The organism is Segetibacter koreensis DSM 18137, assembly GCF_000374045.1.
Lineage (GTDB): Bacteria > Bacteroidota > Bacteroidia > Chitinophagales > Chitinophagaceae > Segetibacter > Segetibacter koreensis.
The window spans coordinates 152,833-174,812 of sequence record NZ_KB893318.1 but is presented as its reverse complement, the minus strand read 5'-3'; the positions used below and the strand labels follow the sequence as shown (position 1 = coordinate 174,812).

General features: G+C 36.8%; 20 protein-coding genes and 1 pseudogene. 9 read left to right on the top strand and 12 right to left on the bottom strand.

Going from position 1 to position 21,980, the window contains the following annotated elements:
- Positions 1-7: 7 nt before the first annotated feature.
- From fsa to B154_RS0106835, 8 genes are all read right to left on the bottom strand, one after another.
- Complete coding sequence (gene fsa, locus B154_RS0106885) at positions 8-658, bottom strand: fructose-6-phosphate aldolase (RefSeq protein ID WP_018612846.1); 651 nt, start codon at positions 656-658, stop codon at positions 8-10.
- A gap of 111 nt (positions 659-769) precedes the next feature.
- On the bottom strand, positions 770-2,482 hold the full coding sequence (locus B154_RS0106880) for a GH39 family glycosyl hydrolase (RefSeq protein ID WP_245542563.1): 1,713 nt from the start codon (positions 2,480-2,482) through the stop codon (positions 770-772).
- 30 nt (positions 2,483-2,512) lie between these two features.
- Positions 2,513-3,682 (bottom strand): aldose epimerase family protein, encoded by a 1,170-nt coding sequence (locus tag B154_RS0106875; RefSeq protein WP_018612843.1) that lies wholly within the window; start codon positions 3,680-3,682, stop codon positions 2,513-2,515.
- 274 nt (positions 3,683-3,956) lie between these two features.
- A complete protein-coding gene (locus tag B154_RS31290) occupies positions 3,957-4,442 on the bottom strand; it encodes a family 43 glycosylhydrolase (RefSeq protein ID WP_071595263.1) in 486 nt (161 codons plus the stop codon).
- A 93-nt stretch (positions 4,443-4,535) separates the two neighbouring features.
- Positions 4,536-6,515 (bottom strand): alpha-L-arabinofuranosidase C-terminal domain-containing protein, encoded by a 1,980-nt coding sequence (locus B154_RS0106855; protein ID WP_018612837.1) that lies wholly within the window; start codon positions 6,513-6,515, stop codon positions 4,536-4,538.
- 114 nt (positions 6,516-6,629) lie between these two features.
- Positions 6,630-8,171 carry an alpha-N-arabinofuranosidase gene (locus B154_RS0106850; RefSeq protein ID WP_018612835.1) on the bottom strand — a complete coding sequence of 514 codons (1,542 nt, stop codon included), beginning with the start codon at positions 8,169-8,171 and terminating at the stop codon, positions 6,630-6,632.
- Between the two features lie 479 nt (positions 8,172-8,650).
- Entirely contained in the window at positions 8,651-9,397 is a 747-nt protein-coding gene (locus tag B154_RS0106840; RefSeq protein ID WP_018612831.1) for an NUDIX hydrolase, read from the bottom strand.
- Positions 9,398-9,584: 187 nt separating this feature from the next.
- Entirely contained in the window at positions 9,585-10,904 is a 1,320-nt protein-coding gene (locus B154_RS0106835) for a 4Fe-4S dicluster domain-containing protein (protein WP_018612829.1), read from the bottom strand.
- Positions 10,905-11,001: 97 nt separating this feature from the next.
- Between B154_RS0106835 and B154_RS0106830 the strand changes: the two genes are divergently transcribed.
- From B154_RS0106830 to tsaD, 7 genes and pseudogenes are all read left to right on the top strand, one after another.
- Complete coding sequence (locus B154_RS0106830; RefSeq protein ID WP_018612827.1) at positions 11,002-11,499, top strand: phosphoribosyltransferase family protein; 498 nt, start codon at positions 11,002-11,004, stop codon at positions 11,497-11,499.
- 235 nt (positions 11,500-11,734) lie between these two features.
- Positions 11,735-11,932 (top strand): 50S ribosomal protein L35, encoded by a 198-nt coding sequence (rpmI, locus tag B154_RS0106825; protein WP_018612825.1) that lies wholly within the window; start codon positions 11,735-11,737, stop codon positions 11,930-11,932.
- 109 nt (positions 11,933-12,041) lie between these two features.
- Entirely contained in the window at positions 12,042-12,386 is a 345-nt protein-coding gene (gene rplT, locus B154_RS0106820) for a 50S ribosomal protein L20 (protein ID WP_018612824.1), read from the top strand.
- A 50-nt stretch (positions 12,387-12,436) separates the two neighbouring features.
- A pseudogene (locus B154_RS33775) lies at positions 12,437-12,526 on the top strand (LPXTG cell wall anchor domain-containing protein); the annotation flags it as partial.
- Positions 12,523-13,920 carry a type III PLP-dependent enzyme domain-containing protein gene (locus tag B154_RS0106810; RefSeq protein ID WP_018612821.1) on the top strand — a complete coding sequence of 466 codons (1,398 nt, stop codon included), beginning with the start codon at positions 12,523-12,525 and terminating at the stop codon, positions 13,918-13,920. The pseudogene B154_RS33775 and the gene B154_RS0106810, both read left to right, overlap by 4 nt.
- Positions 13,921-14,046: 126 nt before the next feature.
- Positions 14,047-15,294 (top strand): ABC transporter permease, encoded by a 1,248-nt coding sequence (locus tag B154_RS0106805; protein WP_018612819.1) that lies wholly within the window; start codon positions 14,047-14,049, stop codon positions 15,292-15,294.
- 175 nt (positions 15,295-15,469) lie between these two features.
- Positions 15,470-16,504 carry a tRNA (adenosine(37)-N6)-threonylcarbamoyltransferase complex transferase subunit TsaD gene (tsaD, locus tag B154_RS0106800; RefSeq protein WP_018612817.1) on the top strand — a complete coding sequence of 345 codons (1,035 nt, stop codon included), beginning with the start codon at positions 15,470-15,472 and terminating at the stop codon, positions 16,502-16,504.
- Between the two features lie 79 nt (positions 16,505-16,583).
- Here the strand turns inward: tsaD and B154_RS0106795 are convergent, their stop codons facing one another.
- The 3 genes from B154_RS0106795 to B154_RS0106785 form a co-directional block, all read right to left on the bottom strand.
- Complete coding sequence (locus B154_RS0106795) at positions 16,584-17,444, bottom strand: polysaccharide deacetylase family protein (RefSeq protein ID WP_157580530.1); 861 nt, start codon at positions 17,442-17,444, stop codon at positions 16,584-16,586.
- A 161-nt stretch (positions 17,445-17,605) separates the two neighbouring features.
- Positions 17,606-18,301 (bottom strand): LysE family translocator, encoded by a 696-nt coding sequence (locus tag B154_RS0106790; protein ID WP_018612813.1) that lies wholly within the window; start codon positions 18,299-18,301, stop codon positions 17,606-17,608.
- 51 nt (positions 18,302-18,352) lie between these two features.
- A complete protein-coding gene (locus B154_RS0106785) occupies positions 18,353-19,399 on the bottom strand; it encodes an ATP-grasp domain-containing protein (RefSeq protein WP_018612812.1) in 1,047 nt (348 codons plus the stop codon).
- Positions 19,400-19,526: 127 nt separating this feature from the next.
- Here B154_RS0106785 and B154_RS0106780 point away from each other — a divergent pair, with 127 nt between their 5' ends.
- Positions 19,527-20,315, top strand: a complete 789-nt coding sequence (locus tag B154_RS0106780; protein WP_018612809.1) for a (Fe-S)-binding protein — start codon at positions 19,527-19,529, stop codon at positions 20,313-20,315.
- 108 nt (positions 20,316-20,423) lie between these two features.
- Positions 20,424-20,939, top strand: coding sequence for a hypothetical protein (locus tag B154_RS0106775; protein ID WP_018612806.1), 516 nt, complete (start codon positions 20,424-20,426; stop codon positions 20,937-20,939).
- 49 nt (positions 20,940-20,988) lie between these two features.
- Here the strand turns inward: B154_RS0106775 and B154_RS0106770 are convergent, their stop codons facing one another.
- Entirely contained in the window at positions 20,989-21,747 is a 759-nt protein-coding gene (locus tag B154_RS0106770; RefSeq protein ID WP_026260022.1) for a L,D-transpeptidase family protein, read from the bottom strand.
- Positions 21,748-21,980: the final 233 nt, after the last annotated feature.

The window sequence follows — 21,980 nt, the reverse complement described above, 5'->3', positions numbered from 1 at the left end:
TTTTTAATTACATTTTTTTAGCGTCTTCTAAAAATTTTGCAAGACCAATGTCGGTTAAAGGATGTTTTAATAACCCGAGAATAGGCTCAAGCGGACAAGTGCAAACATGAGCACCTGCAAGAGCAGCCTCGATTATATGATTAGGGGAGCGAATGGATGCAGCAAGAATTTCTGTCTTATAATCCTGCACTTTAAAAATTTGTACAATTTGCTTTATCAGTTGCATACCATCCCAGCCACTGTCATCTATACGACCAAGAAAAGGTGAAACATAACTGGCTCCAGCCTTTGCTGCAAGTATTGCCTGTCCTGCTGAAAATACTAAAGTACAATTTGTTCTTATTCCGTTATCTGCAAACCATTTAATTGCTTTTACTCCATCCTTAATCATAGGGACTTTCACCACAATGTTGGGATGAAGTGCTGCAAGTTTTTTACCTTCTTCTACAATTGTACTGAACTCTGTTGTTAATACCTCTGCGCTTATGTCACCATCTACTAAATCGCAAATGGTTCTGTAATGCTCATTAATAGCTTCTTCCCCTCTTATTCCTTCCTTAGCCATCAGAGAAGGATTGGTGGTAACACCATCAAGAATACCTAATTCGTTTGCTTCTTTAATTTGAGTGAGATTAGCAGTGTCAATGAAAAATTTCATATAGCAGTTGGGTATATTTTAAAAGGTAAATGTAATAAAACTTAAATGATAAATGTCAATTTTACAATTACTATTTTTAATATTATATTTATTTTTTTATTTATAATTAAATTACCATTTTACTTTAAATAAAGATACGGCATGGCCCGGTAAACGAACATCAGCATTTACTACCCCATTTCTTACCGAAGCAGTGTAAGGCTTGCGATAAGATTGCAGCTTTTCAGACTTCTCCAACATGGAATATTGCTCTTTGCTAACCTGTTGTGGGGAACCTATTTTTTTCCATTGCGTGTATGAATTGCTGTGTTCTTCATCAATTCGGTATTCACTAATAATAACTTTTTTTGCAGGAATATTACTTAATTGCAACTTTACGGTTGCTTCCGGTGCTAATGTATCATCATCGTAGTAATTCCATAATAAAATATCAGCTTCTCTTTCGCCGGTAGTTGCAATTGCATTGACATCAGCAACAGAGTCATGCACACCTGTTGTTTGCAGTTGTTCTAAAGAAAAGGCCTTGTCATTTTCTACAACCAATCGTTTACCTCTCATTTTCCCAAACATCCTGAACACGTTGAGGACGGGCTTGTCAATGCCGTTTGTAGCCAAATCTCTGAATCCAGCAAACCAAGGTTGATTTTCAAACTCAAAAGACCAGCTTACAGCCCCTTCAATATCAACTCCCAGCTTTTCTGCTATATCGTAAATACGTGCATAAGAAGCGGCAGTATAACTTGAATACATTGCGCCATTACGATAGGCATTTTGCGGATTGAAGTCTACGGAGCAGGCTGCGCAACCTTCAGGGTCACATTCACCAATAATTACAGGCAGATTTTTGAATTTAGGCGAAGCAGCCACAGCTTCAAAACCTTTATAAATATCTGTAAGCTGAACAGCCATGTTCATTCTTACGTGACCTTCCATAAATTTAGGACTACCCTTTGCGTGAAAACTTACATAATCAAGAGGTGAGCCTTTCTGCCCTGTTGCATAATTTGTTTCATCAGCACAATGGTTCAGAAAAGCCTTAAGAAAAGCATTTGCTTTTTCAGCTCTCGGACTTGTAGTAGTTGGTCCGCCGATACGTGCACCTGTGCATGCTCTTTTTACTGCATTTGCAGCAAAATCGTAAAGTTTAAAATAGTCGTCACGTGTACCTTGCCAATAACCAATATCCGGTTCGTTCCAAACTTCCCACCACCATGATTCCACTTCTTTCTTCCCGTATCGTTCTACGCAATGTTTTACCCACTGATACACAAGCTCACCCCATTTTTTATAGTCCTTTGGTGGATAAGCCCAACCTGTATAAATATCCTTATAATCTGCTGCCGGAGTCCAGTTGTGCTCATAAGGCTCAGGTTTTACAGACAAAGCTTTAGGCATAAACCCGATTTCAGCAATTGGCTTCATACCTCTTTTGACATAAGTATCAAAAATGGAATCAGTTATTCGCCAATCATAAATCGGATTACCAGAAGAATCTTCGGTATATGCATTTGTAGAACCCCATTTCAAATGCGGCTTTCCATTACCGGTAGTTAGCAGGTTATGTGTTCTTACATATACAGGAACAGGAGTTAATGCAGACAACTCTGTCAACAGCTTTTGTCCATCTTTCATATAAGTGTAGTTCGGCTCATCATAGCCAAAAAATGCCCATATTGGTTTTATCGACCCTTTTGTTTGAGTAACATCTATTTTAATATTATAGATATTTTTTTGAGCAAAAGAATGGATGCCTGTACAAACAAGCAGCATCGCCAACATTGGCAACTTTATTCCGGCCAGTGTCGTCAACTGTTTTTTCTTCACTACAAAATTTTGTTCCGGTTATTCAAACAGTTATTTACTTACCGATACCTTGTAAGCAGTTTCATGATGATATTTTTCTCCCGGCTTCAAAATAGTAGAAGGAAAAGAAGGCTGATTAGGAGAATCAGGAAAATGTTGAGTCTCCAGGCATAAAGCAGCGTGTTGGTTAATGGGTTTACCATCATCAGTTTTAATACTGCCGTCTAGGAAGTTACCGGTATAAAATTGAATACCTGGTTGGGTAGTATATACTTCCATTTTTCTTCCGCTAATTGAGTCTGTAACTTCAGCTGCTTTCTCGAAAGAATTTCCTTTCTTGTTCAAAACAAAATTATGGTCGTAGCCACCTTTTACCTGGTCAATACGTTCACCAATTTTATGAGGTGTTGTAAAATCAAATGGAGTTCCTTTTACAGATTTTAATTCTCCTGTAGGTATTAAAGTTGTATCAACGGAAGTATATTTATCAGCATCTATCATCAATACATGATTAAGAATAGTATTGCTAACATCACCGGTCAAATTAAAATAACTATGATTGGTTAAGTTAACAGGAGTTGCTTTATCAGTTTCTGCATCATAAGCTATTTTCAATTCATCGTCGTCAGATAAGGTAAATGTCAACGTCACTTTTAAATTTCCCGGATATCCTTCTTCGCCATCTTTGCTTACATAATGTAATGTCAATGCCGGAGTTTCGCCTGCTAAGGGTGCTGCATCCCATACCACTTTATCAAAACCCTTAAGACCGCCATGCAGCGCATTTTTGCCGTTATTGGTAGCAAGCTTGTATGTCTTGCCGTCCAGAGTAAATTTGCCGTTCGCGATACGGTTTCCATAACGGCCAACTGTTGCTCCAAAGTAAGGAGGATGAGCGAGGTATCCCTTCAATTCATTGAAACCTAAAACTATATTGCTTTTATTCCCCTTACTGTCAGGAGTGACCCATGAAGTAATCGTTCCGCCATAGTTACTTATTTTTACCTGTGCGCCATCTTTATTTGTAAGTGTATACAAATAAACTTTCTTACCATCAAACTCTCCCCAATCTGATTGTTGAATGCCTTTTTTCATAGTTGTAGTAGTTGTAGTTGTTGTTGAATCAGCAGACTCATTTTTGCTTGTACTATTATTTGAACAGGAAGCAAGAACACCTGTAAGCATAATCCCACAAGCAAAGTTTTGAAAGGTTTTTATCATTTTATTTTATTTAGTATTAATCATTCTTCAATCTTACCTTTTGATATGGTAAAGGAGCTGGGGAGGAAAAGACAGGTAATTTTATTACCACTGGCATTAACAGAATGGCAGGCTTTTCAACCGTAAAAACAATCTCCTCGGTAAAGTAATTTCCTCGTTATATACGAGGAGCAATCATTTTAAATTTTTAAAAGTACCATTAAACTTTTATTTTGAAATTATGTTTTCAAAATAAAAGTTTAATGCAATAAAATAAAAAGCATTTAAATCTTTCTTAATAAGGCTGTCTCATCACCACAGGCCATTCGTTAAACCAATTTAATTTTTCGATTTTTAATTTAGAGCGTCCCTTGTCAGCTGCATCATAACCATGAAAAATTAAATAGTCAGTTCCATCAAAAGTATAAGTAGCACTGTGTCCCACACCAAACCAATTTTGATCTCCTTCTATAACTAATGAGCCTCCTCCCAAATTCATAGGCACACCATCTTTATCTACATATGGTCCATAGACTTTTTCACTCCGTCCCACTACGACCTTGTAAGTGCTTTTTTCTGCCCGGCAACAATAATCCCAGGAAACAAAAAGGTAATAATATTTCCCTTTTCTAAAAATGAAAGGAGCTTCAATAGCTGCATTCCCAGCAATGGAGTCAGGAAGGATAAAATCTCTCTTACGGGAAGCAACAGTGTACCAGTTTCGGAGTGAGCAACTGCCGTTAATTCGTTGTTTAGTTTTACCAGTTTCACTCCATTCCAAAAAGAACCGAAGGCTTTTTGAAAAACACAGTAAACAGCAGTTTTCTTTATTTTCCTTGCTTTACCTATCACTCAATTGAATCAAGTTATAAGATTATTTGGTTGAAACTCTTATGACTGAAAAAGAATAAGGCTCCAGTGAAATATTTAGATTTTTCCCTTTTAGCTCAACTGGTTTTGTTACCGGGCTCACTGCTGTTGGATTTTCAAGGCTGTTAACTGCCTGTAATGAATCTCCTTTCAACAAGGTAAGAGAACCTTGTCCTGCAAGTTTTTCTGCGCCTTCAATTGAAAAGGTGGTGTTTTTTTGTTTGTCGGACGCATTCACCACTTTTATGATTACTTCATTACTTTTTTTATCGATAGCTGCTGAAGCATATAAACTATCCTGTCCTGCAATTTCTTCGTTACTCATCGATATTGAGACAACATCGGTGCCCTTATAATTAGAGAACAATTTCTGCACGTAATAATTCGGAGTTCCGTAAGAGCGAAGATTGTCTACCCAGATAAGATCGGGTGTCCACTGCCAACCTTCTATATGAGCAAACAGTGGTGCGTAGGATGCCATATGCACTACGGCAGCATTTCGCTCCATGCCTGTCATAAATGCAGCCTCAGCTATTGCTGTTTCCCAGTTATTTTTATTATTTACACTTACGGTGTGATCGCTTTGTGCCGCATATTCTCCTGCAAATATTTTTGATCCGTTTCTATCATAATTGTCATATCGTTTTGCATTTGCCAGGAACCATTCAGGTCGGCGATAATAGTGCTCATCAATAACATCGGCTTTCATTTTCCTTAAATAATTATTCAAGTAATCAAAACGATCACCGTTTGGATCAGTGCCAGAGCTATAATCTAATTTGATGTCAGGATATTTTGCTTTGATAGCTTTTGTAAAAGCCTGTAATCTCTCTACGTATTGAGGACCCCAGTTTTCATTTCCTACGCCTAACATTTTTAAGTTGAAGGGAGCAGGATGTCCCATCCGAGCCCTGACCTTTCCCCATTTGGTTGAAGTGTTTCCGTTAGCAAACTCTATAAGGTCTAGTGCATCCTGCACATAAGGACCTATTTCATCCATCGGGACTACTTCTGCGGTATTAAACTGGCAAGCCATTCCTGCGTTTAGTATTGGCAACGGCTCTGCACCAATATCTTCTGCAAGCTGAAAGTATTCAAAAAAGCCAAGGCCAAATGTTTGGTAGTAGTCGGGCGTGGGCCGATGGGCAAATTCGGTGTTCCAGCGGTTCATAATTAGGTGCCTTTCTTCAACTGGTCCAATGGTTTTTTTCCATTGGTATCGGTTAGCCAGATCCCGTCCCTCAACTATACAACCACCCGGGAAACGGATAAAACCAGGTTTTAAGTCTGCTAATTTCTGTACCATGTCAGCACGCATTCCGCCTGGCCTGTTTTTCCAGGTGTCTTTTGGAAAAAGGGAAATCATATCCAGATCAATTACGCCCGTCCCTTCAAACCAGATATTCAATCTCGCTTTTGGCTCTGTGGCATTTGCAGTAAAACTAACTGATTGCTTTTTCCAATCCTTGTTTTGATTTGCTGCTGGTATTAATGATGCGCTTCCCAGTACTTTCCCGGTTGAGTCAACAAGATCAATATTCAGCTTCACTCCGGGCTTTTGCAAGCGATACAATACAGAAAAATCATAACCCACTCCCTTTTTTATGCCCATTCCTCTAAAACCTTCATTTGTAATACCCTGCTGACCTTTAGCACTGCTATGAGAGGTAACGTGAATATATCTTGGATTAGCGGCGTTCAATTCCTGCCTGTTTTGTACCAGGAGGTCTCCTTCTTTAAAATTGTTCCCCTGGAGTTTCCATCCCATCAAAGGAGTGGCAAATTCGAACGAACGGTTTTTTACAAGTTCTGCATATATCCCTCCATCTGCACCAAGATTAATATCCTCAAAAAATATCCCCCACATTGTTGGCTGAATCTTTGACTTTACAGCGTCAACTTTTACTACTATTGATTGCTGCGCATACGAGTTGCCTGCAATTATACAAGCGGTAATAATGCATATTATGAAACCTTTTTTCATATGGCCAATTATTATTTTATATTAAATGCAATACAGGATGATAAAAATTAAGAACATTGAAAAGGCCTCAAATAGCTTCTAAATCATTTTTTTAGAAAACGAGCCTTATCACATTTATTTTAGTTCCAGTACTACAACAGAATATGGAGGAAGCTTCACAGTAAGAGTGCTCCCTCTAATAACAGCGCCCTTAAATGCAGCAGGTTTTATTCTATCGGGAGTTTCAAAAGAATTAAAGTTCTGCAGTTTATTTGAAGTAAGTATGCGACCTGAAACAGTATTATACTTTAATCCTTTAACTTCCAGAGATATATCCTGAGATTTTTTCGCATCAATATTTACCAATGAAATATGAGTTAAACCGGAAGAATCTTTTGAAGCTGATGCTGAAACTGCAGGCAGTTTTTCATTGTCTACAATATAGTCGTTGCTTTTAATTTTTAATGGTAATAATGTAGCGTTTTGATGTACATTGTACATCTCCATTACATGATAAGTCGGAGTGAGAATCATTTTTTCCTCATTGGTAAGAATAACAGCCTGAAGTACATTAATAGCCTGCGCAAGATTTGCCATACGAACACGATCTGAATGATTGTTAAAAATATTTAGCGTAACTCCGGCAATCATAGCGTCGCGTATTGTATTTTGCTGGTAAAGAAAACCAGGGTTAGTTCCTTTTTCAACATCATACCAGCCACCCCATTCATCTACCACCAACGCTACTTTTTTACCTGGATCGTATTTATCCATTATAGCAGAATGGTGGGAAACAAGCGTATCCATCAATAAAGCAGATTTCATTGTTTTAAAATACTGCTCTTCTGTAAAATCAGTGGCAGATCCTTTCTTACTCCACTCCACAGATGAATAATGATGCATAGCAACGCCACTCAACATATGAAGGGGAATGTTTTTCATCAATACTTCAGTCCAATTATAATCTGCATCGCTGGCACCACTTGCAATTCTGAAAAGCCCACCGGTGTTACTCCAATCTGACATAAAAGTTGTGTACTTCCTGTACAGGTCAGCGTAATATTCCGGCCTCATATTTCCACCACAACCCCATGCCTCGTTTCCAACACCCCAAAACTTCACCTTCCACGATGAGTCTCGCCCATTTTGCTTCCGCAGCTTTGACATGGGACTTTCTCCATTAAAATTTACATACTGAACCCAATCGGCCAGTTCCTGCGGAGTACCACTACCAACGTTTCCAGAGATATAAGGTTCTGCACCCAGCAGTTCGCACATGTTTAAAAAGTCGTGAGTACCAAAACTATTATCTTCTGTTACTCCACCCCACCAATTATTAACCATTGTAGGACGTTTGTCTTTTGGTCCAATACCGTCTTTCCAATGATAAGTATCGGCAAAACAACCTCCAGGCCATCTTAAGTTAGGAATCTTCAACTTTCTCAATGCCTGTACAATATCATTACGCACCCCGTTGGTATTAGGAATTTTAGTATTGTTTTCACCAACATAAAAACCACCATAGATGCCATGACCGAGGTGTTCTGCAAAATGACCGTAAATATGTTTACTAATTGTTGTTTTTGCAGAGTCTGCATTAATTACAATAGTGTTTTGAGCATAAGAAAAATTTGCAAGCAAAAGGAAAAACAAGAAACAAAGTGAATTTCTTTTCATAAAAAAATAATTAAAAAAAATAAGTAGATAAATAATGCTAAAAAATAACCAGGGGTAATGATTAAACTTTTATGAAGTGAACAAAGCCCCTGGTTTTTTTATATAAAAAATCCCAAAAGTCAATTTATGTTTGAGAAGCAACTCACCATGTTTTAGAGTTAATAATAAGGTTCAATTTCTTTTCATTTACATCAAATCCCAACAATTTTACATAATATTCTTTTTTGTTAGAACCGTTAAATGAACTCATCTATCAATTATAAGAAAACCCGAACCAATATACTGCTAATAACTTATTCTCACGTTTGTTCCATTAAACAAAAGTTCTTTGCTTGTATTTTACCAGCTTTGCCAGCTCCTACAACAACGGACAATACCGCTAAGATAAATGTAATTTTGACAATTAAAAAAATATCTTGATAAATTTTTCGTGAAAAAGTTCGTTGTTTAAACAATAACCAGAGAAAAAAATTTTAAGTTTAGACTTCCAACAATGAAGCATTGGAGTCTTTTACTTCACCAGTAGTTGCCTGACTCATATCGTTGATATAATTGAGGAAAATATGCAATTTTGCATTAAATTGTTTCTTGTCTAATTTATATAGAAAAGCTCCTTTTCGAGAGCTCGATTTATCTTTCGCAGCAAGCTTAATCAATAGTCCTGTAGACATCAACTTCCTGATAAAATTTCTTTTGTCAAAAACAGTTTCATACACACCTTCATACAAATTTTGCAATTGGGGGATGGTAAATTGCTCGGGTAATAATTCAAACAGCAATGGTTGTATAGCGGCTCTATACCGCAGTTGATTTTGAGCCAACGTTACCATTTCATCATGATCAAAAATAAGCTTTGGCCTTTCGTTAATTAAAAACCACTCGGCAGAATACTCGGGCGTAATTTGTTTCTTATATCTTTCAATATCAATAAGAGCAAAATAAGATACTGAAACAGTTCTTTCACCCGGATCGCGATCTATTTTACCAAAGGCGTGCAATTGTTCAAGATAAATATCTTCAAGGCCAGTTAGTTTTTTAAGAATACGGTTAGCTGCCTGGTCGAGATCTTCATTTTCTTCTAAAAATCCACCCATCAAACTCCACTTATTTTTTTCAGGTTCAAAACCTCTCTGGATAAGCAGCAGCTTTAGATCTTTTCCATCAAACCCAAAAATGATACAATCAACAGCAAGGAGAAAATGGTGTTGGCCTTTATATTTATTCATTACCTTATATAGCGTTAGATATCGTTGCTAAAATATAATAATGGAATTATTAAATAAAATTTTTTAAAATTAAATACGATATCATCAGAAGTTACTTTGCAATAAAAATGTTTTAAAGTACTATTGTTTATGTGTCAAGTAAGCTTGCGTAAAGCGTTAAACCAATCACTGAGTACCTCATGAGTCATTAGCTATTCCTCATCTCTTCAGCCCATTTATCCCTGTCATCTGGAGAAAATTTCCAGGGAGCAAAATTATTTTCGACATTGCTAAACATGCTATTCCATTCCGCGGGCGCGTTACTTTCTTCCATTATTAAATGACGTCTCAACTGTACAATTATATTTAGTGGACTAATACTTACGGGGCATTCTTCAACACATGCCTGGCAGGTGGTGCAAGCTCTTAATTCTTCCACCGTTATATAATCGTGTAATAATGTTTTACCATCATCAATATATTCACCATTCTTATTAATATTTCTGCCAATTTCCTCCATACGGTCTCTCGTATCCATCATTATCTTTCTTGGATTAAGTTTTTTGCCCGTAATATTGGCCGGACAGGCAGCAGTACATCTTCCGCACTCAGTACAGCTATAGGCATCCATCAGATTTTTCCATGACAGGTCGGGTACATCTTTGGCTCCAAACTTTACCGGCGGCTGTTCGCCCGCAGGAGCGAGTTCGGGTTGCATTGCATATATTACTTCATTTTGTATTTCCTTCATATTTTCAAACTTGCCTTCGGGCGCCAAGCTGCTGTAATAGGTATTGGGAAACCCAAGAATAATGTGCAGGTGCTTTGAATATGGCAGGTAGTTTAAAAAAGCAAGGACACCTAAAATGTGTAGCCACCAGCAGGTCCTTTCAATAATTACCAGCGTTTGGGGATTCATTTTAGTAAATAATGACGTTATAAAACCCGAAATAAAAAAAGATGAAGTCTGATAATAATGTCCATAATGTTGTAACTGCAGAGCTTTATCAGCAGCATTCATAGTTAGAAACAACGCCATCAATGCAATTTCTGTTATAAGAATAATATTAGCGTCGGTCTTTGGCCATCCATCGAGTTCTCTCCTGTTAAGACGATTAACTCTTATAACATTTCTGCGAAGCAGGAAAATAACGCAAGCTGTAAGTACACCAAAAGCAAGTATTTCAAATATATTTATCAGCCATCCATATAAAGCCCCAAGAGCAGGAGCAAATAAACGGTGCGTTCCAAAAATACCATCTAAAATAATCTCGAGAATTTCAATGTTTATAATAATAAATCCTGCATATATAGCAAAATGCATTAGCCCAACCACCGGGTATCGAAACATCTTTTTTTGTCCGAAAGCAAGCAGCAACACGCGCTTCCATCTTTCGGCTTTATTATCATGCAACGTGATATCGCGTCCCAATAAAATATTTCTTTGGATATTCTTTACATTTTTAACAAACAGCCAGATGGCACCGCCCGCAACCAATATGAAAATAATTTGCTGAAGTATTTGCATAGATAAATATTGCAATGCAATATAACTTTTTTGATTAGTTCTAATTTCTGTTTATCATTTGCTTTTATAGCTATTTTTGATCTCAAAACAAAGAGAGGTGGCAAAAAACCAGATATTATCAAAAGAGGTGGCAGAAAGAAAAATGGAACGTATTGCCCTTGAAATAGCAGGTCAGCTATATACCGAAAGTGAACCACTAATTATTATTGGCGTTGAAGGCAGCGGAATGGTAATAGCAAATAAGTTATATCTTTTACTAAAGCCATTGCTGCAGCAGCCGGTGCAAATTATTACATGCGGCATTGATAAGAAAAACAATGAGGCTATTTCATATAGTGAAGAAATTGATTTTAATAATAAAAGTGTTCTTTTGGTTGACGATGTTACCAGCAGTGGAAGGACGTTGCTGTATGCCTTAAAGCCCCTTCTCGAATACCAGCCAAAAAGAATTCAGACCATGTGCCTGGTAGAACGCATGCATAAAAATTTTCCTGTAAAAATTGATTACATAGGATTATCAATAGCGACAACTTTACAGGATCATATACAGGTAGAAGTTGAAGATGGAGAAGTTATGGGTGCATATATATTATAAAGAATAACATTAGGTCATTGAGATATCAGCATACTAACAGAGATGCAGAAGTTAATACAAAGAAAGCTATATTATAAAAAGACCTGTTAAATGATTATTTTCAACGTGTTTTCCTTTACCTTTGCAGCCGCTTAATAAAAACAATACTAACTATTAAGCAGACATTACCCACAAGGCTCCATAAGTTTTCGCCCGTGCGAAACGCCAGCAGGGTGTAATCTAATAAGATTATTTAATGCCAAAGGTAAAAACAAACTCAAGCGCAAAAAAAAGGTTCAAGCTAACCGGTACAGGAGAAATTACTTTTCAAAAGGCTTTTAAACGCCACATTTTAACTAAAAAATCAAAAAAACGTAAACGCAGCCTGGGCAATAAGGGTCTGGTATCTCCGGCGAATACCCATTTTGTAAAACGTTTATTGGGGATGAAATAATTCTTCGGTATTAGTTTTCAGGAAAAAAAGTAATAATCTCATTTCAAAAAATCTGTTCCGTCTTTTCCGATAGCTATTGGAACCCCCGGACTTCAAAAAATTATAAAATATGCCACGTTCTAAAAATGCGGTAGCATCAAGAGCCAGAAGAAAGAAAATACTTGACCAGGCTAAAGGTTACTATGGCAAACGTAAAAATGTTTACACCGTAGCCAAAAATATTGTTGAAAAAGGTATGACCTACAGTTATGTAGGCCGTAAGCTTAAAAAGCGTGAATACCGCACTTTATGGATAGCACGTATAAATGCTGCCGTAAGAGAAGAAGGTTTGACTTACAGCGAATTCATACACGCAATAGCTGCAAAAGGCATTGATATCAATCGTAAGGTTTTAGCAGATTTGGCTATGAACGAGCCTGCTTCTTTCAAAGCCCTGGTTGCTTCTGTAAAATAAGCGAACGACCTGTTTAAAAAAAATTAACTGCCGGAAGCAATACTGCTTCCGGTTTTTTAGTTTTATTAGGCTTCAATCTATTAATTTTGATTCTTATTTTGTTATTTTTCATTAAAAGAAGAACTGACCCACATCAATGAATAATAGTTACACCGATTTGGTGAAGCAAACCTTCCACTTTCCACAGGAAGGATTTCATTTAGAAAACAATTATCTCCAATACAACAAACTTGATCTAAAAGCTCTCATAGACAAGTATGGAACTCCCTTAAAACTGACGTACCTGCCAAAAATAGGAATGCAGATAAATAAGGCGAAAGAGATGTTTGCAAATGCGATTAAAAAGCATAAGTATGAGGGAGTTTATAATTACTGCTATTGTACCAAAAGCTCTCATTTTTCTTTTGTTGTTGAGGAAGCTTTAAAGCATCAAATTCATCTTGAAACTTCTTATGCGTATGATATTGAAATTATTAAAAAGCTTTACCAGCGAAAGAAGATAACAAAAGATACTTTTATCATCTGCAATGGTTATAAGCAAAAAAATTATACTAAGCGTATTGCCAACCTGTTAAACACTGGTTTTAAAAATGTGTTTCCAGTTCTTGACAATGCAGAGGAGTTAGATGCTTATAGAAAATCAGTTAAAGTTCCTTTTAAGCTCGGTATTCGTGTGGCTGCAGAGGAAGAGCCTTCTTTTCCTTTTTATACATCTCGTCTTGGTATAAGACAAAAGGATATTCTTGAGTTTTATGTTGATCATATAGAAGGTTATGAAGACAAATTCACTTTAAAAATGCTTCATATATTTCTAAACAAAGGAATTAAAGACGACATTTATTATTGGAGTGAATTGAACAAGGTTATTAACCTGTATTGCCAGCTTAAAAAGATCTGTCCAGAACTGGATAGCATCAACATCGGCGGCGGTTTTCCTATAAAACATTCGCTGGGATTTGAATACGATTACCAGTTTATGATAAATGAGATCGTTGGCAATATTAAAAGAGCATGTAAAAAAGCCAAAGTGCCTATGCCAAATATCTTTACTGAGTTTGGTAGTTTCACTGTTGGTGAAAGTATGGCGCATATTTACAGTGTTCTTGGTCAAAAAGTGCAGAATGACCGCGAAAACTGGTATATGATTGACTCTTCTTTTATTACTACATTACCTGATACATGGGGTATTGGAGAGAAATTTCTCATGCTGCCTATTAATAAATGGGATGAAGAATACCATCGTGTTGTTCTTGGAGGGATAACGTGTGATAGCCATGATTATTATGACAGCGAAGAACATATCAATGAAGTTTTTCTTCCAAAATTAGCCGGAGAAGAACCCCTTTATGTCGGTTTCTTTCATACCGGTGCCTACCAGGACCAGATTAGCGGCTACGGTGGTATCAAACACTGTCTCATACCTAGTCCTAAGCACATAATCGTGGGTCACGACAAAGATGGCAAACTAAAAGATTGGGTGTATGCAAAAGAACAGTCAGCACAAAGTATGCTTAAAATACTAGGCTACATGTAATGTTTGCTTTAAAAGGAAATTGGAAACAAAAAACTTGAAGTCCACCTCAAAAGGGTGGCTTTTTGTTTTCAAGCTGGCTTTCGTACAATATATATTTCTTTTGCTTTTAATAGTTAAATTTGAAGAATGCTTACAGTGCTTTATATTGTTTGGAACAGCTTTAAAATGGCTTTGCAGGAATTGCAAAACAATAAATTGCGCACATTTTTATCACTCTTTGGCATAACCATCGGCATTTTCTGCATTATCGGAGTTTTGGCAACTGTCGAAAGCCTCGAAGCCAAAGTACAAAATGATATAAAAAGTCTTGGCAGCAATACTGTTTATATAGACAAATGGGATTATGGCGGAGGCCCTGACTATCCGTGGTGGAAATTTGTAAAAAGACCCTACCCGAAATACAGGGAAATGCAGGCAATTAAATCTCGTTCTTCCCTTGCTTCTGCAGTTTGCTACACTATTAGGGGACAAAGCAACCTGGAGTATAATGATAATATACTCAATGGTATAAGTTGCTACGGTGTCACAGAAGATTTTAATAGTGTTGTAACTGTAAGCATTCAATATGGCAGGTATATAACTGCATCGGAGTTTAAACAAGCCGCCCCCATTGTTCTGTTAGGCTATACTAATGCGGAAAATCTTTTCGGAAACCCTGAGAGAGCAATTGGTCAGCAGGTGAAACTGCAAGGAAAAAACTTCAGAGTGGAAGGTGTTATAAAAAAACAGGGACAAAGTTTTGTGAATGCATGGCAATTTGATGAAGCAGTAGTACTTCCATACAGTGTAATGTCAGGTATATTTACCGTCGAACAAAGCAGTCCAAATATAATGGTAAAGGGAAAAGAAAATATTTCTTCAGTCGGGTTGCTCGATGAATTAAGAGGTATTATGCGTTCTCTTCATAGGCTAAAGCCTATACAGGAAGACGATTTTGCATTAAATGATATTAATATGTTCAGCAAACAGACCAGTACTATTTTTGGTTCTGTTAATCTGGGTGGTTGGGCCATAGCCGGTTTGTCTCTTATAGTTGGCGCTTTCGGGGTTGCAAACATTATGTTTGTAACAGTAAGAGAACGAACCAGCCAGATTGGTTTGAAAAAAGCAATTGGTGCAAAGAGCTCAACAATACTTACTGAATTTTTGCTTGAGAGCGCCTTCCTTTGCCTCGTCGGTGGATTAATAGGCCTAATACTTGTTTTTGCGCTTACCAAAGTTTTAAGTGCTGTTATGCCGTTTCCTATAAATATTTCTATGCACACACTTACGCTTGCAATTTCTATCTGCCTTATTGTAGGTATTCTTGCTGGCATTATCCCTGCCTCCATTGCGTCAAAGATGAATCCGGTGGTTGCTATTAGGACGAAATAAAACAATAAGGTTACAAGCAATAATTATTAACTTCCTTTCAGTTAGTTTTTTTGAATCTTACGAACCAGGCTTTGTCGGTTCTATAGTACTTCCGTTGCGTCGCACTCTTGTACTTTTTTATCAATATTAAGCTAAATAGAATCTTCAAACATTTACGTCAGCTTACATTTGCCAAATGAGTGATGTTTCGATACCCGCTTTCAGCAAAGATGTTTTAATATTAGCCATAGAATCCTCGTGTGATGATACCGGTGCTGCAGTTTGCCGTAATGGTAAAATATTATCTAATCTTATAGCTTCACAAAAAATACATGAGCAATACGGAGGTGTTGTACCTGAGTTGGCAAGTAGGGCCCACATTCAAAACATTGTGCCGGTAGTTGATTTGGCTATAAAAAAAGCAGGCATTGATTTGCATAAACTTGATGCCATCGCTTTTACACAAGCTCCTGGCTTAATTGGCAGCCTGCTAGTTGGCGCTCAATTTGCAAAATCTCTTGCAATGTCTCTGCAAAAACCTTTGATAAGTGTACATCATATGCAGGCTCATGTGCTTGCTAATATGATAGATGAACCCCGACCCTCTTTTCCCTTTTTATGCTTAACTGTTAGTGGAGGACATACTCAAATTGTAGTATGTAAAAGTCCTTATAATCTAGAAGTAATTGGCGAAACTATTGATGATGCAGCAGGAGAAGCTTTCGACAAAACCGCGAAACTGCTGGGCTTGCCTTATCCCGGAGGGCCTTTAATTGACAAATATGCTAAAGAAGGAGATCCTAACCGTTTTTCTTTTCCTGAACCTAATATAGCAGGGCTTAATTTCAGTTTCAGTGGTTTAAAAACCTCTGTTTTATATTTTTTACAGGCGGAAAAAAATAAGAACAGTTCTTTTGTAGAAGAAAATCTAAGTGATATCTGTGCCTCTGTTCAGCAAAGAATTGTTTCAATTTTATTAAACAAATTAAAAAAGGCATCAAAAGAAACGGGCATTCAAAACATTTGTATTGCAGGCGGTGTTAGCGCGAATAGTGGATTAAGAAATGGACTTGAAGAGCTCGGCAACAGAGAAGGATGGAGTACTTTTATTCCAAAATTTGAATATTGTACAGACAATGCTGCAATGATAGCTATTACCGCGTACTATAAGTACTTAAACCAGGAATTTGCAGACATAACCATCTCCCCTACTGCAAGAGCAGAATGGTAAATTTTTTTACTTACTTTTTAAACGATGCTTGTAATACTTATGAATGTTACAAGCATCGTTTCTTAATTTTTTTTTGCTTTTATTGGTTTAGATGAAAAGTTTGAATCATGCTTTTATACATGCCTGGTGCAGTCCAGTTGCCACTGGCAATCATTCTCCTTATTGTATACAAAGGCTCATCGGGATCACGTTTAGTACTTAATTGAAACGCAGCTTTTATACCTCTTTTTTTCAATTCCGGAATTCCTTCCTTATTCCAAATTCCGTAGGGATAAGCAAAATAATCAGCCGGTTTTCCTGTTATTTCTTCTATCTTTTTCTTCGGCTTCTCTACCTGTGTTTCCCAATCGAGAGGTGTTTTATATTGAGTAAACATATGATGGTCCCAGGTGTGAGAAGCAATCATATTACCTTCATCAGATAATTGTTTTACCTGCTCACGTGTCATGTATTTGGGACGATTTAGAGACACCGTCATTATAAAATAGACACCTTTAAAGCCATACTTTTTCATTTCAGGCCACGCAATGTTATACTGATCATCATCTGTATCATCATAAGTTAGCATAAAAGGTTTTGGAGGCAGAGGTGCACCTGTGGTAAGATAATCATACAATTGGTCTGGCAAAATAGTATGGTAACCGCTATCCGCCAGTATTTTTAGCTGTGCTTTAAATAATTCAACGGGCACAATAATTTCTTTTGAACTTTTCGAGTCCGCTGCCGTCCAATCTCTAATCTGGTGATAACACAATATCGGAACTTCTTTGCGTGCCATTATAGTTGCGGCATCTGCTACAGGTTTTGGCATTCGGTGTATAGGTGATTTTGCAACTGCCGTGTCTTTTTTTTCTTTACTGGCCGTCATCAAAGTTTTTTCCTTTTTCTGGCACGCGAAAAGGAGACCTGCCATCGTAATGGCGATAAATATTTTTCTCATTGAAGCATTAAGGTGGGTTTTAAATAAAGTGATGCATTTTATATTAAACGCACATTTGTCTTTATTTATTTAAGCGAAATAAATAAAACTTTTCCTAATGTTTTGTAAAATGAATTTGTAAGAAATTGTGGTTATTTTCAAAAACCATAATTGTCACAACATTATTCTGCTTTTCGTTCGGGGTGCAAATCCTCTTCTTTAATATTGTGTATTTTTTCAACCGCATCTTTCCTTTTCAACATTTTCCAGATCTGAATAATGGCAGTTGCTGTAAAAATGCCTCCTATAATAAGATGTAATGTATGCTGATTGGTATTTAATTTCTCAACAACCAACTTGCCACCAAAAATGAAAACGCAGGTAGCGAGAAAAGTGCCAAGGCCAATACCTGTAATATAAATATTATAATGATCATTTCTTGGCAACAATATTTTTTTTGTAAATAATACTGTACTCCAACCAAACCAGAAGGGAATCTGAACCGGGTTGACGGCACTCATAAATAAACCTAAAACAAAACGAGGCATAGAGTTAGACAATAATATGTTTTTGGTATGAACATTATTTTTAGCGGCAGCAACAAATGACGAAATTGCCAATGCGCTCACAATAAGTAATGTGACCCATTCCAATGCTTTTAAAATTTTTTCATGCTTTCTTATTTTATCCATTGCCACTAAAGAAACTCTTACATAAATAATTTCTATCAGCAATATTCCCGTCCCAAACCACAATGCCTGCGTGTACCCATCTGTTATTGATATTTGCATGGCAGCTACGTTAAGTGAGCCTAAAGGCAAAGAGCCAAGAAAGCTTATAATCATACCTGTAAAAAAAATCCTGGTAAGCTGCCGCATATTTATTTTTTCATCCAAACTTTATGATCCTAACGAAGAAGAAAGCTATTACTAATATTGAATATCGTACTGACGAAGATTTTTAAAAAATCTTGCAGCATTTCTTAAGTACCGATACCCTTTTATAAAACTCCAGTGATGTATACCTCTTTGCTTATTTATTTTACCGATTTCATACCAATCTTTCCAATGATTGGCAACTTCCTTTAGTGCCTTAATATAGCTCATTCCACAATCGTAAATATGGTTGGGCTCCGCCCCTGCCCCGTTAAACTCGAGAATAAAGATATTTTTACCTTTTTTTAAATCTTCTATCGAGGTACACTTTAGATCGTAGCGCCCAAAATAAAACTCTTTTGCCTGTAGGCTGATATTGTCAAAAACATTGCACAATTGCTGATCTATCTCTTTATGCAAGTTGATAAACCTCGCTCCCCTGTTATGATTTCCCGCAATACTTAACACATATTTTTCACCTTTTTGTAAAATTTTGTGCAGGTGTTGTTTATGCTTATGGTGCATTTCGTCCTTGTAATACTTCGCTTTAGGATGTTGTTTTATCAACTGAAGTAACGTCGACATTCCGTCACCTTCTGCATACATGTATTCCTTTAAAATAAAACCTGTTACTTTTCCCTTCGTTTGCGATGGGTATCGAATGTGAAATACACTAAACTCCAACGGCAGGTCTACATATTCCTGTATAATATAATCAACGGGAATGAGATAATGATAATCTGATAATTCCTTTTCCAATTCTATTTTTCTAAAGAGAATACCCTGCATTCCGATCTCCGGTTTTACAATAAAAGGGTATTTTATGTTGCTATTCATTAACACCTTCATTACATCCTTAAAATCCGTTCCGGCTTTTATATGAAGGGTTTCCGGGTAAAGATGGACTGGCAATTGTTCATACATCTCTTTTTTGGGTTCGCCTTCAAATCCTGAAAATTCAATAGTGGGATTAACATTAGAAAAAAACCAAACTGCTTTCGCCTTCCAGGCATAGTAAAGCCATACAAAACCAAGAGGCGCATAAATCAGGTAAAACGGCCATCGTTCCCAATCACTTATTCTTTTCCAGCTTTTTTTCAAACCTAACTTTTTAGAGTGGCAAAAATACGTTTCGGTTTTTACTGAAAGTTTTGATGCAACACTTATTATGGTGTATCAATAAAGAGTAACTGTTTTTTTGCAGTATTTTTGACTAAACTCTATAAAGATGAATGTGCCTACAATGGCTGAGATGATTGCAAACGGAGAAACACCCGAAATATTATTTTGGGTGGGATGCGCAGGAAGCTTTGACCAGAGAGCACAAAAAATCACCAAAGCATTTGCCACTATTTTACATGCTGCTAAAGTAAAATTTGCGATACTTGGAAAAGAGGAAGCATGCACAGGGGACCCGGCAAGAAGAGCAGGTAACGAATTTCTGTTTCAGATGTCTGCATACAACAATATTCAAATTCTGAACGCATATGAAGTAAAAAAAATAGTAACAGCATGCCCTCATTGTTTTAATACTTTAAAAAATGAATATCCGGAATTGGGTGGCAAATATGAAGTAATTCACCATACGCAGCTGTTGCAGCAACTTATAGATGAAGGGAGAATAAAACTAAAGGAAGGCGGAAGTTTTAAAGGCAAAAAAATAACTTATCACGATAGCTGTTACCTCGGCAGGTCCAACGGAATATATGAAGCGCCAAGGAAAGTGCTTGAGTTACTTGATGCTGAGCTGGTAGAGATGAAACGTTGTCGTAGTAACGGATTGTGTTGTGGCGCAGGTGGTGCACAAATGTTTAAAGAAGAGGAAAAAGGCAACCGGTATGTAAGCGTTGAAAGAAGTACAGAAGCCATAGAAACAGGTGCCCAAATTGTGGCAGCAGCCTGCCCTTTTTGCAATACTATGCTGACTGATGGAGTAAAAAACAAAGAAAAGGAAAATGAGGTGGCTGTAATGGATGTTGCAGAAATTGTAGCAGCAAGTTTGCAAGACAATTCTTAACAGTTTTGTGTTTACTTCATTTCATTAAATAATTTATATAAAGGTAAATTTGCAACCAGGTTTTAATGCTGTAACAGCAACAAGCCGTATTTAAATAAAAAAGCTTTTATGAACTTTGATTATAAACATCTCATTCCAGAAGATTTTCATCCAACATCAAGAGTGTGGATTTACCAGTCTAGCCGTTTATTTTTTATAAGTGAAGCTCTTGAAATAGAAGAAATGTTACAGGAGTTTACAGACAACTGGCGATCGCACGGTGCAGAAGTAAAAGGATATGCAAATCTTTTATTCGGACAATTTATTGTTTTAATAGCCGATGAAACGCAGGCAGGTGTAAGTGGCTGTAGTACTGACAGCAGCGTCAGGCTAATTAAAGCGATTGAAGAAAGATTTAAGGTCGATATGTTTAATCGCCAAAATCTTGCGTTTGTTGTAAAGGAGAAAATTCAAATGCTTCCACTTTCGCAGTTAAAGTATGCTGTTGAAAATAACTTTATAGGCGGCGACACCATTTATTTTAATAACCTCGTTCAGACCAAAGACGAGTTGCTAAGCAAATGGATGATACCTGTGAAAGAAAGTTGGTTGTCTAAAAGAATTCCTTCTATCCAAGCGGTGTAAAAAATAAATTCAAATATTAGGGAAGTAGGGTTTAGCCGTGGCGAACCTCTTACATATTGCTAACAACATAATCACCCTTCTTATTAATAAAAATTAAGGGAAGCTTTTTCTTTTCTTCAAAGTAATCGTACACCTCCTTTATTTTTATTGCAAATCGCTGAAGGTCCTGGTTATCTTTCGTGGTTTTTGCAAGGTATTCAAAACTCTTTCGATTGTTGAAACGAATAGGAAAAATGTGAACCGGAATAAAATCTTGTCCTTGCGATTTCGCCATTGCTGCTAGTATATACAATTCTTCTATCTGGTCATTTTGAAGAGGAATGCAGCCAATAGTAACGCAGTTGCCATGAATATAAATTTCACCACCAGGTTTAATAGAATCACTCAAAACTCTGTCTGAGGCATTTGGATAGTTTATACCTAAAGACAAATGGTAACTGCTTTTTGGATTAAATTCATTTATGTAGTAAAATCCTTCTGGAACCTGGTAATCTCCTTCAAGACGCTTAGGACCAATAGCACCTGCCATAGCGCATACGCGGTAAGTTTTAAAAAGCTTAAACTGAGCATCGCTGCTGCTTCTAACCCAAACTTCCATTTGGCTGTCATACTTGAAAGAGCGGATATATATCTGTTTTGCCGGCCATTGAAGACCTGCTCTTGCAAACTGGCTTTTAAGGGAATCTTCCTTCGATTTTAACGCAGTAGCAACCGTCGGATAAGTTCTTTGGTAGTCGATAAAAGATGGTTGTGCAAATGCAGACTGAAGCGCAAAAAGAAAAAACAATATGAAATATAAGGGTTTCATTACTTCAAAAGTATTAGTTATGACCTTAAGATGAAAGAAAAGTAAAGTTAAATTATGAAAAGTAAAATACTATCAACCAAACAACTTTAGTCCGGAGGATAATTAGTTTGAAATCAAAAAGATATTAACACAACAGATAATAAAATGTCGATTTTAAACATTCCCCGGTATAAACGTTAGAACAATATGAAATATTAGCAAATAGAATGTAAAATATTTTTTAACGCAAGGAG

Coding starts and splice junctions, on each gene's coding strand:
- B154_RS0106855 (WP_018612837.1), bottom strand. CDS start 6,515: ATGAAAAAAGGTTTCATAATATGCATTATTACCGCTTGTATAATTGCA.
- rpmI (WP_018612825.1), top strand. CDS start 11,735: ATGCCAAAGGTAAAAACAAACTCAAGCGCAAAAAAAAGGTTCAAGCTA.
- B154_RS0106835 (WP_018612829.1), bottom strand. CDS start 10,904: ATGCAAATACTTCAGCAAATTATTTTCATATTGGTTGCGGGCGGTGCC.
- tsaD (WP_018612817.1), top strand. CDS start 15,470: ATGAGTGATGTTTCGATACCCGCTTTCAGCAAAGATGTTTTAATATTA.
- B154_RS0106770 (WP_026260022.1), bottom strand. CDS start 21,747: ATGAAACCCTTATATTTCATATTGTTTTTTCTTTTTGCGCTTCAGTCT.
- B154_RS0106790 (WP_018612813.1), bottom strand. CDS start 18,301: ATGCGGCAGCTTACCAGGATTTTTTTTACAGGTATGATTATAAGCTTT.
- B154_RS0106810 (WP_018612821.1), top strand. CDS start 12,523: ATGAATAATAGTTACACCGATTTGGTGAAGCAAACCTTCCACTTTCCA.
- B154_RS0106875 (WP_018612843.1), bottom strand. CDS start 3,682: ATGATAAAAACCTTTCAAAACTTTGCTTGTGGGATTATGCTTACAGGT.
- B154_RS0106795 (WP_157580530.1), bottom strand. CDS start 17,444: ATGAGAAAAATATTTATCGCCATTACGATGGCAGGTCTCCTTTTCGCG.
- B154_RS0106780 (WP_018612809.1), top strand. CDS start 19,527: ATGAATGTGCCTACAATGGCTGAGATGATTGCAAACGGAGAAACACCC.
- B154_RS0106805 (WP_018612819.1), top strand. CDS start 14,047: ATGCTTACAGTGCTTTATATTGTTTGGAACAGCTTTAAAATGGCTTTG.
- fsa (WP_018612846.1), bottom strand. CDS start 658: ATGAAATTTTTCATTGACACTGCTAATCTCACTCAAATTAAAGAAGCA.
- rplT (WP_018612824.1), top strand. CDS start 12,042: ATGCCACGTTCTAAAAATGCGGTAGCATCAAGAGCCAGAAGAAAGAAA.
- B154_RS0106840 (WP_018612831.1), bottom strand. CDS start 9,397: ATGAATAAATATAAAGGCCAACACCATTTTCTCCTTGCTGTTGATTGT.
- B154_RS0106850 (WP_018612835.1), bottom strand. CDS start 8,171: ATGAAAAGAAATTCACTTTGTTTCTTGTTTTTCCTTTTGCTTGCAAAT.
- B154_RS0106775 (WP_018612806.1), top strand. CDS start 20,424: ATGAACTTTGATTATAAACATCTCATTCCAGAAGATTTTCATCCAACA.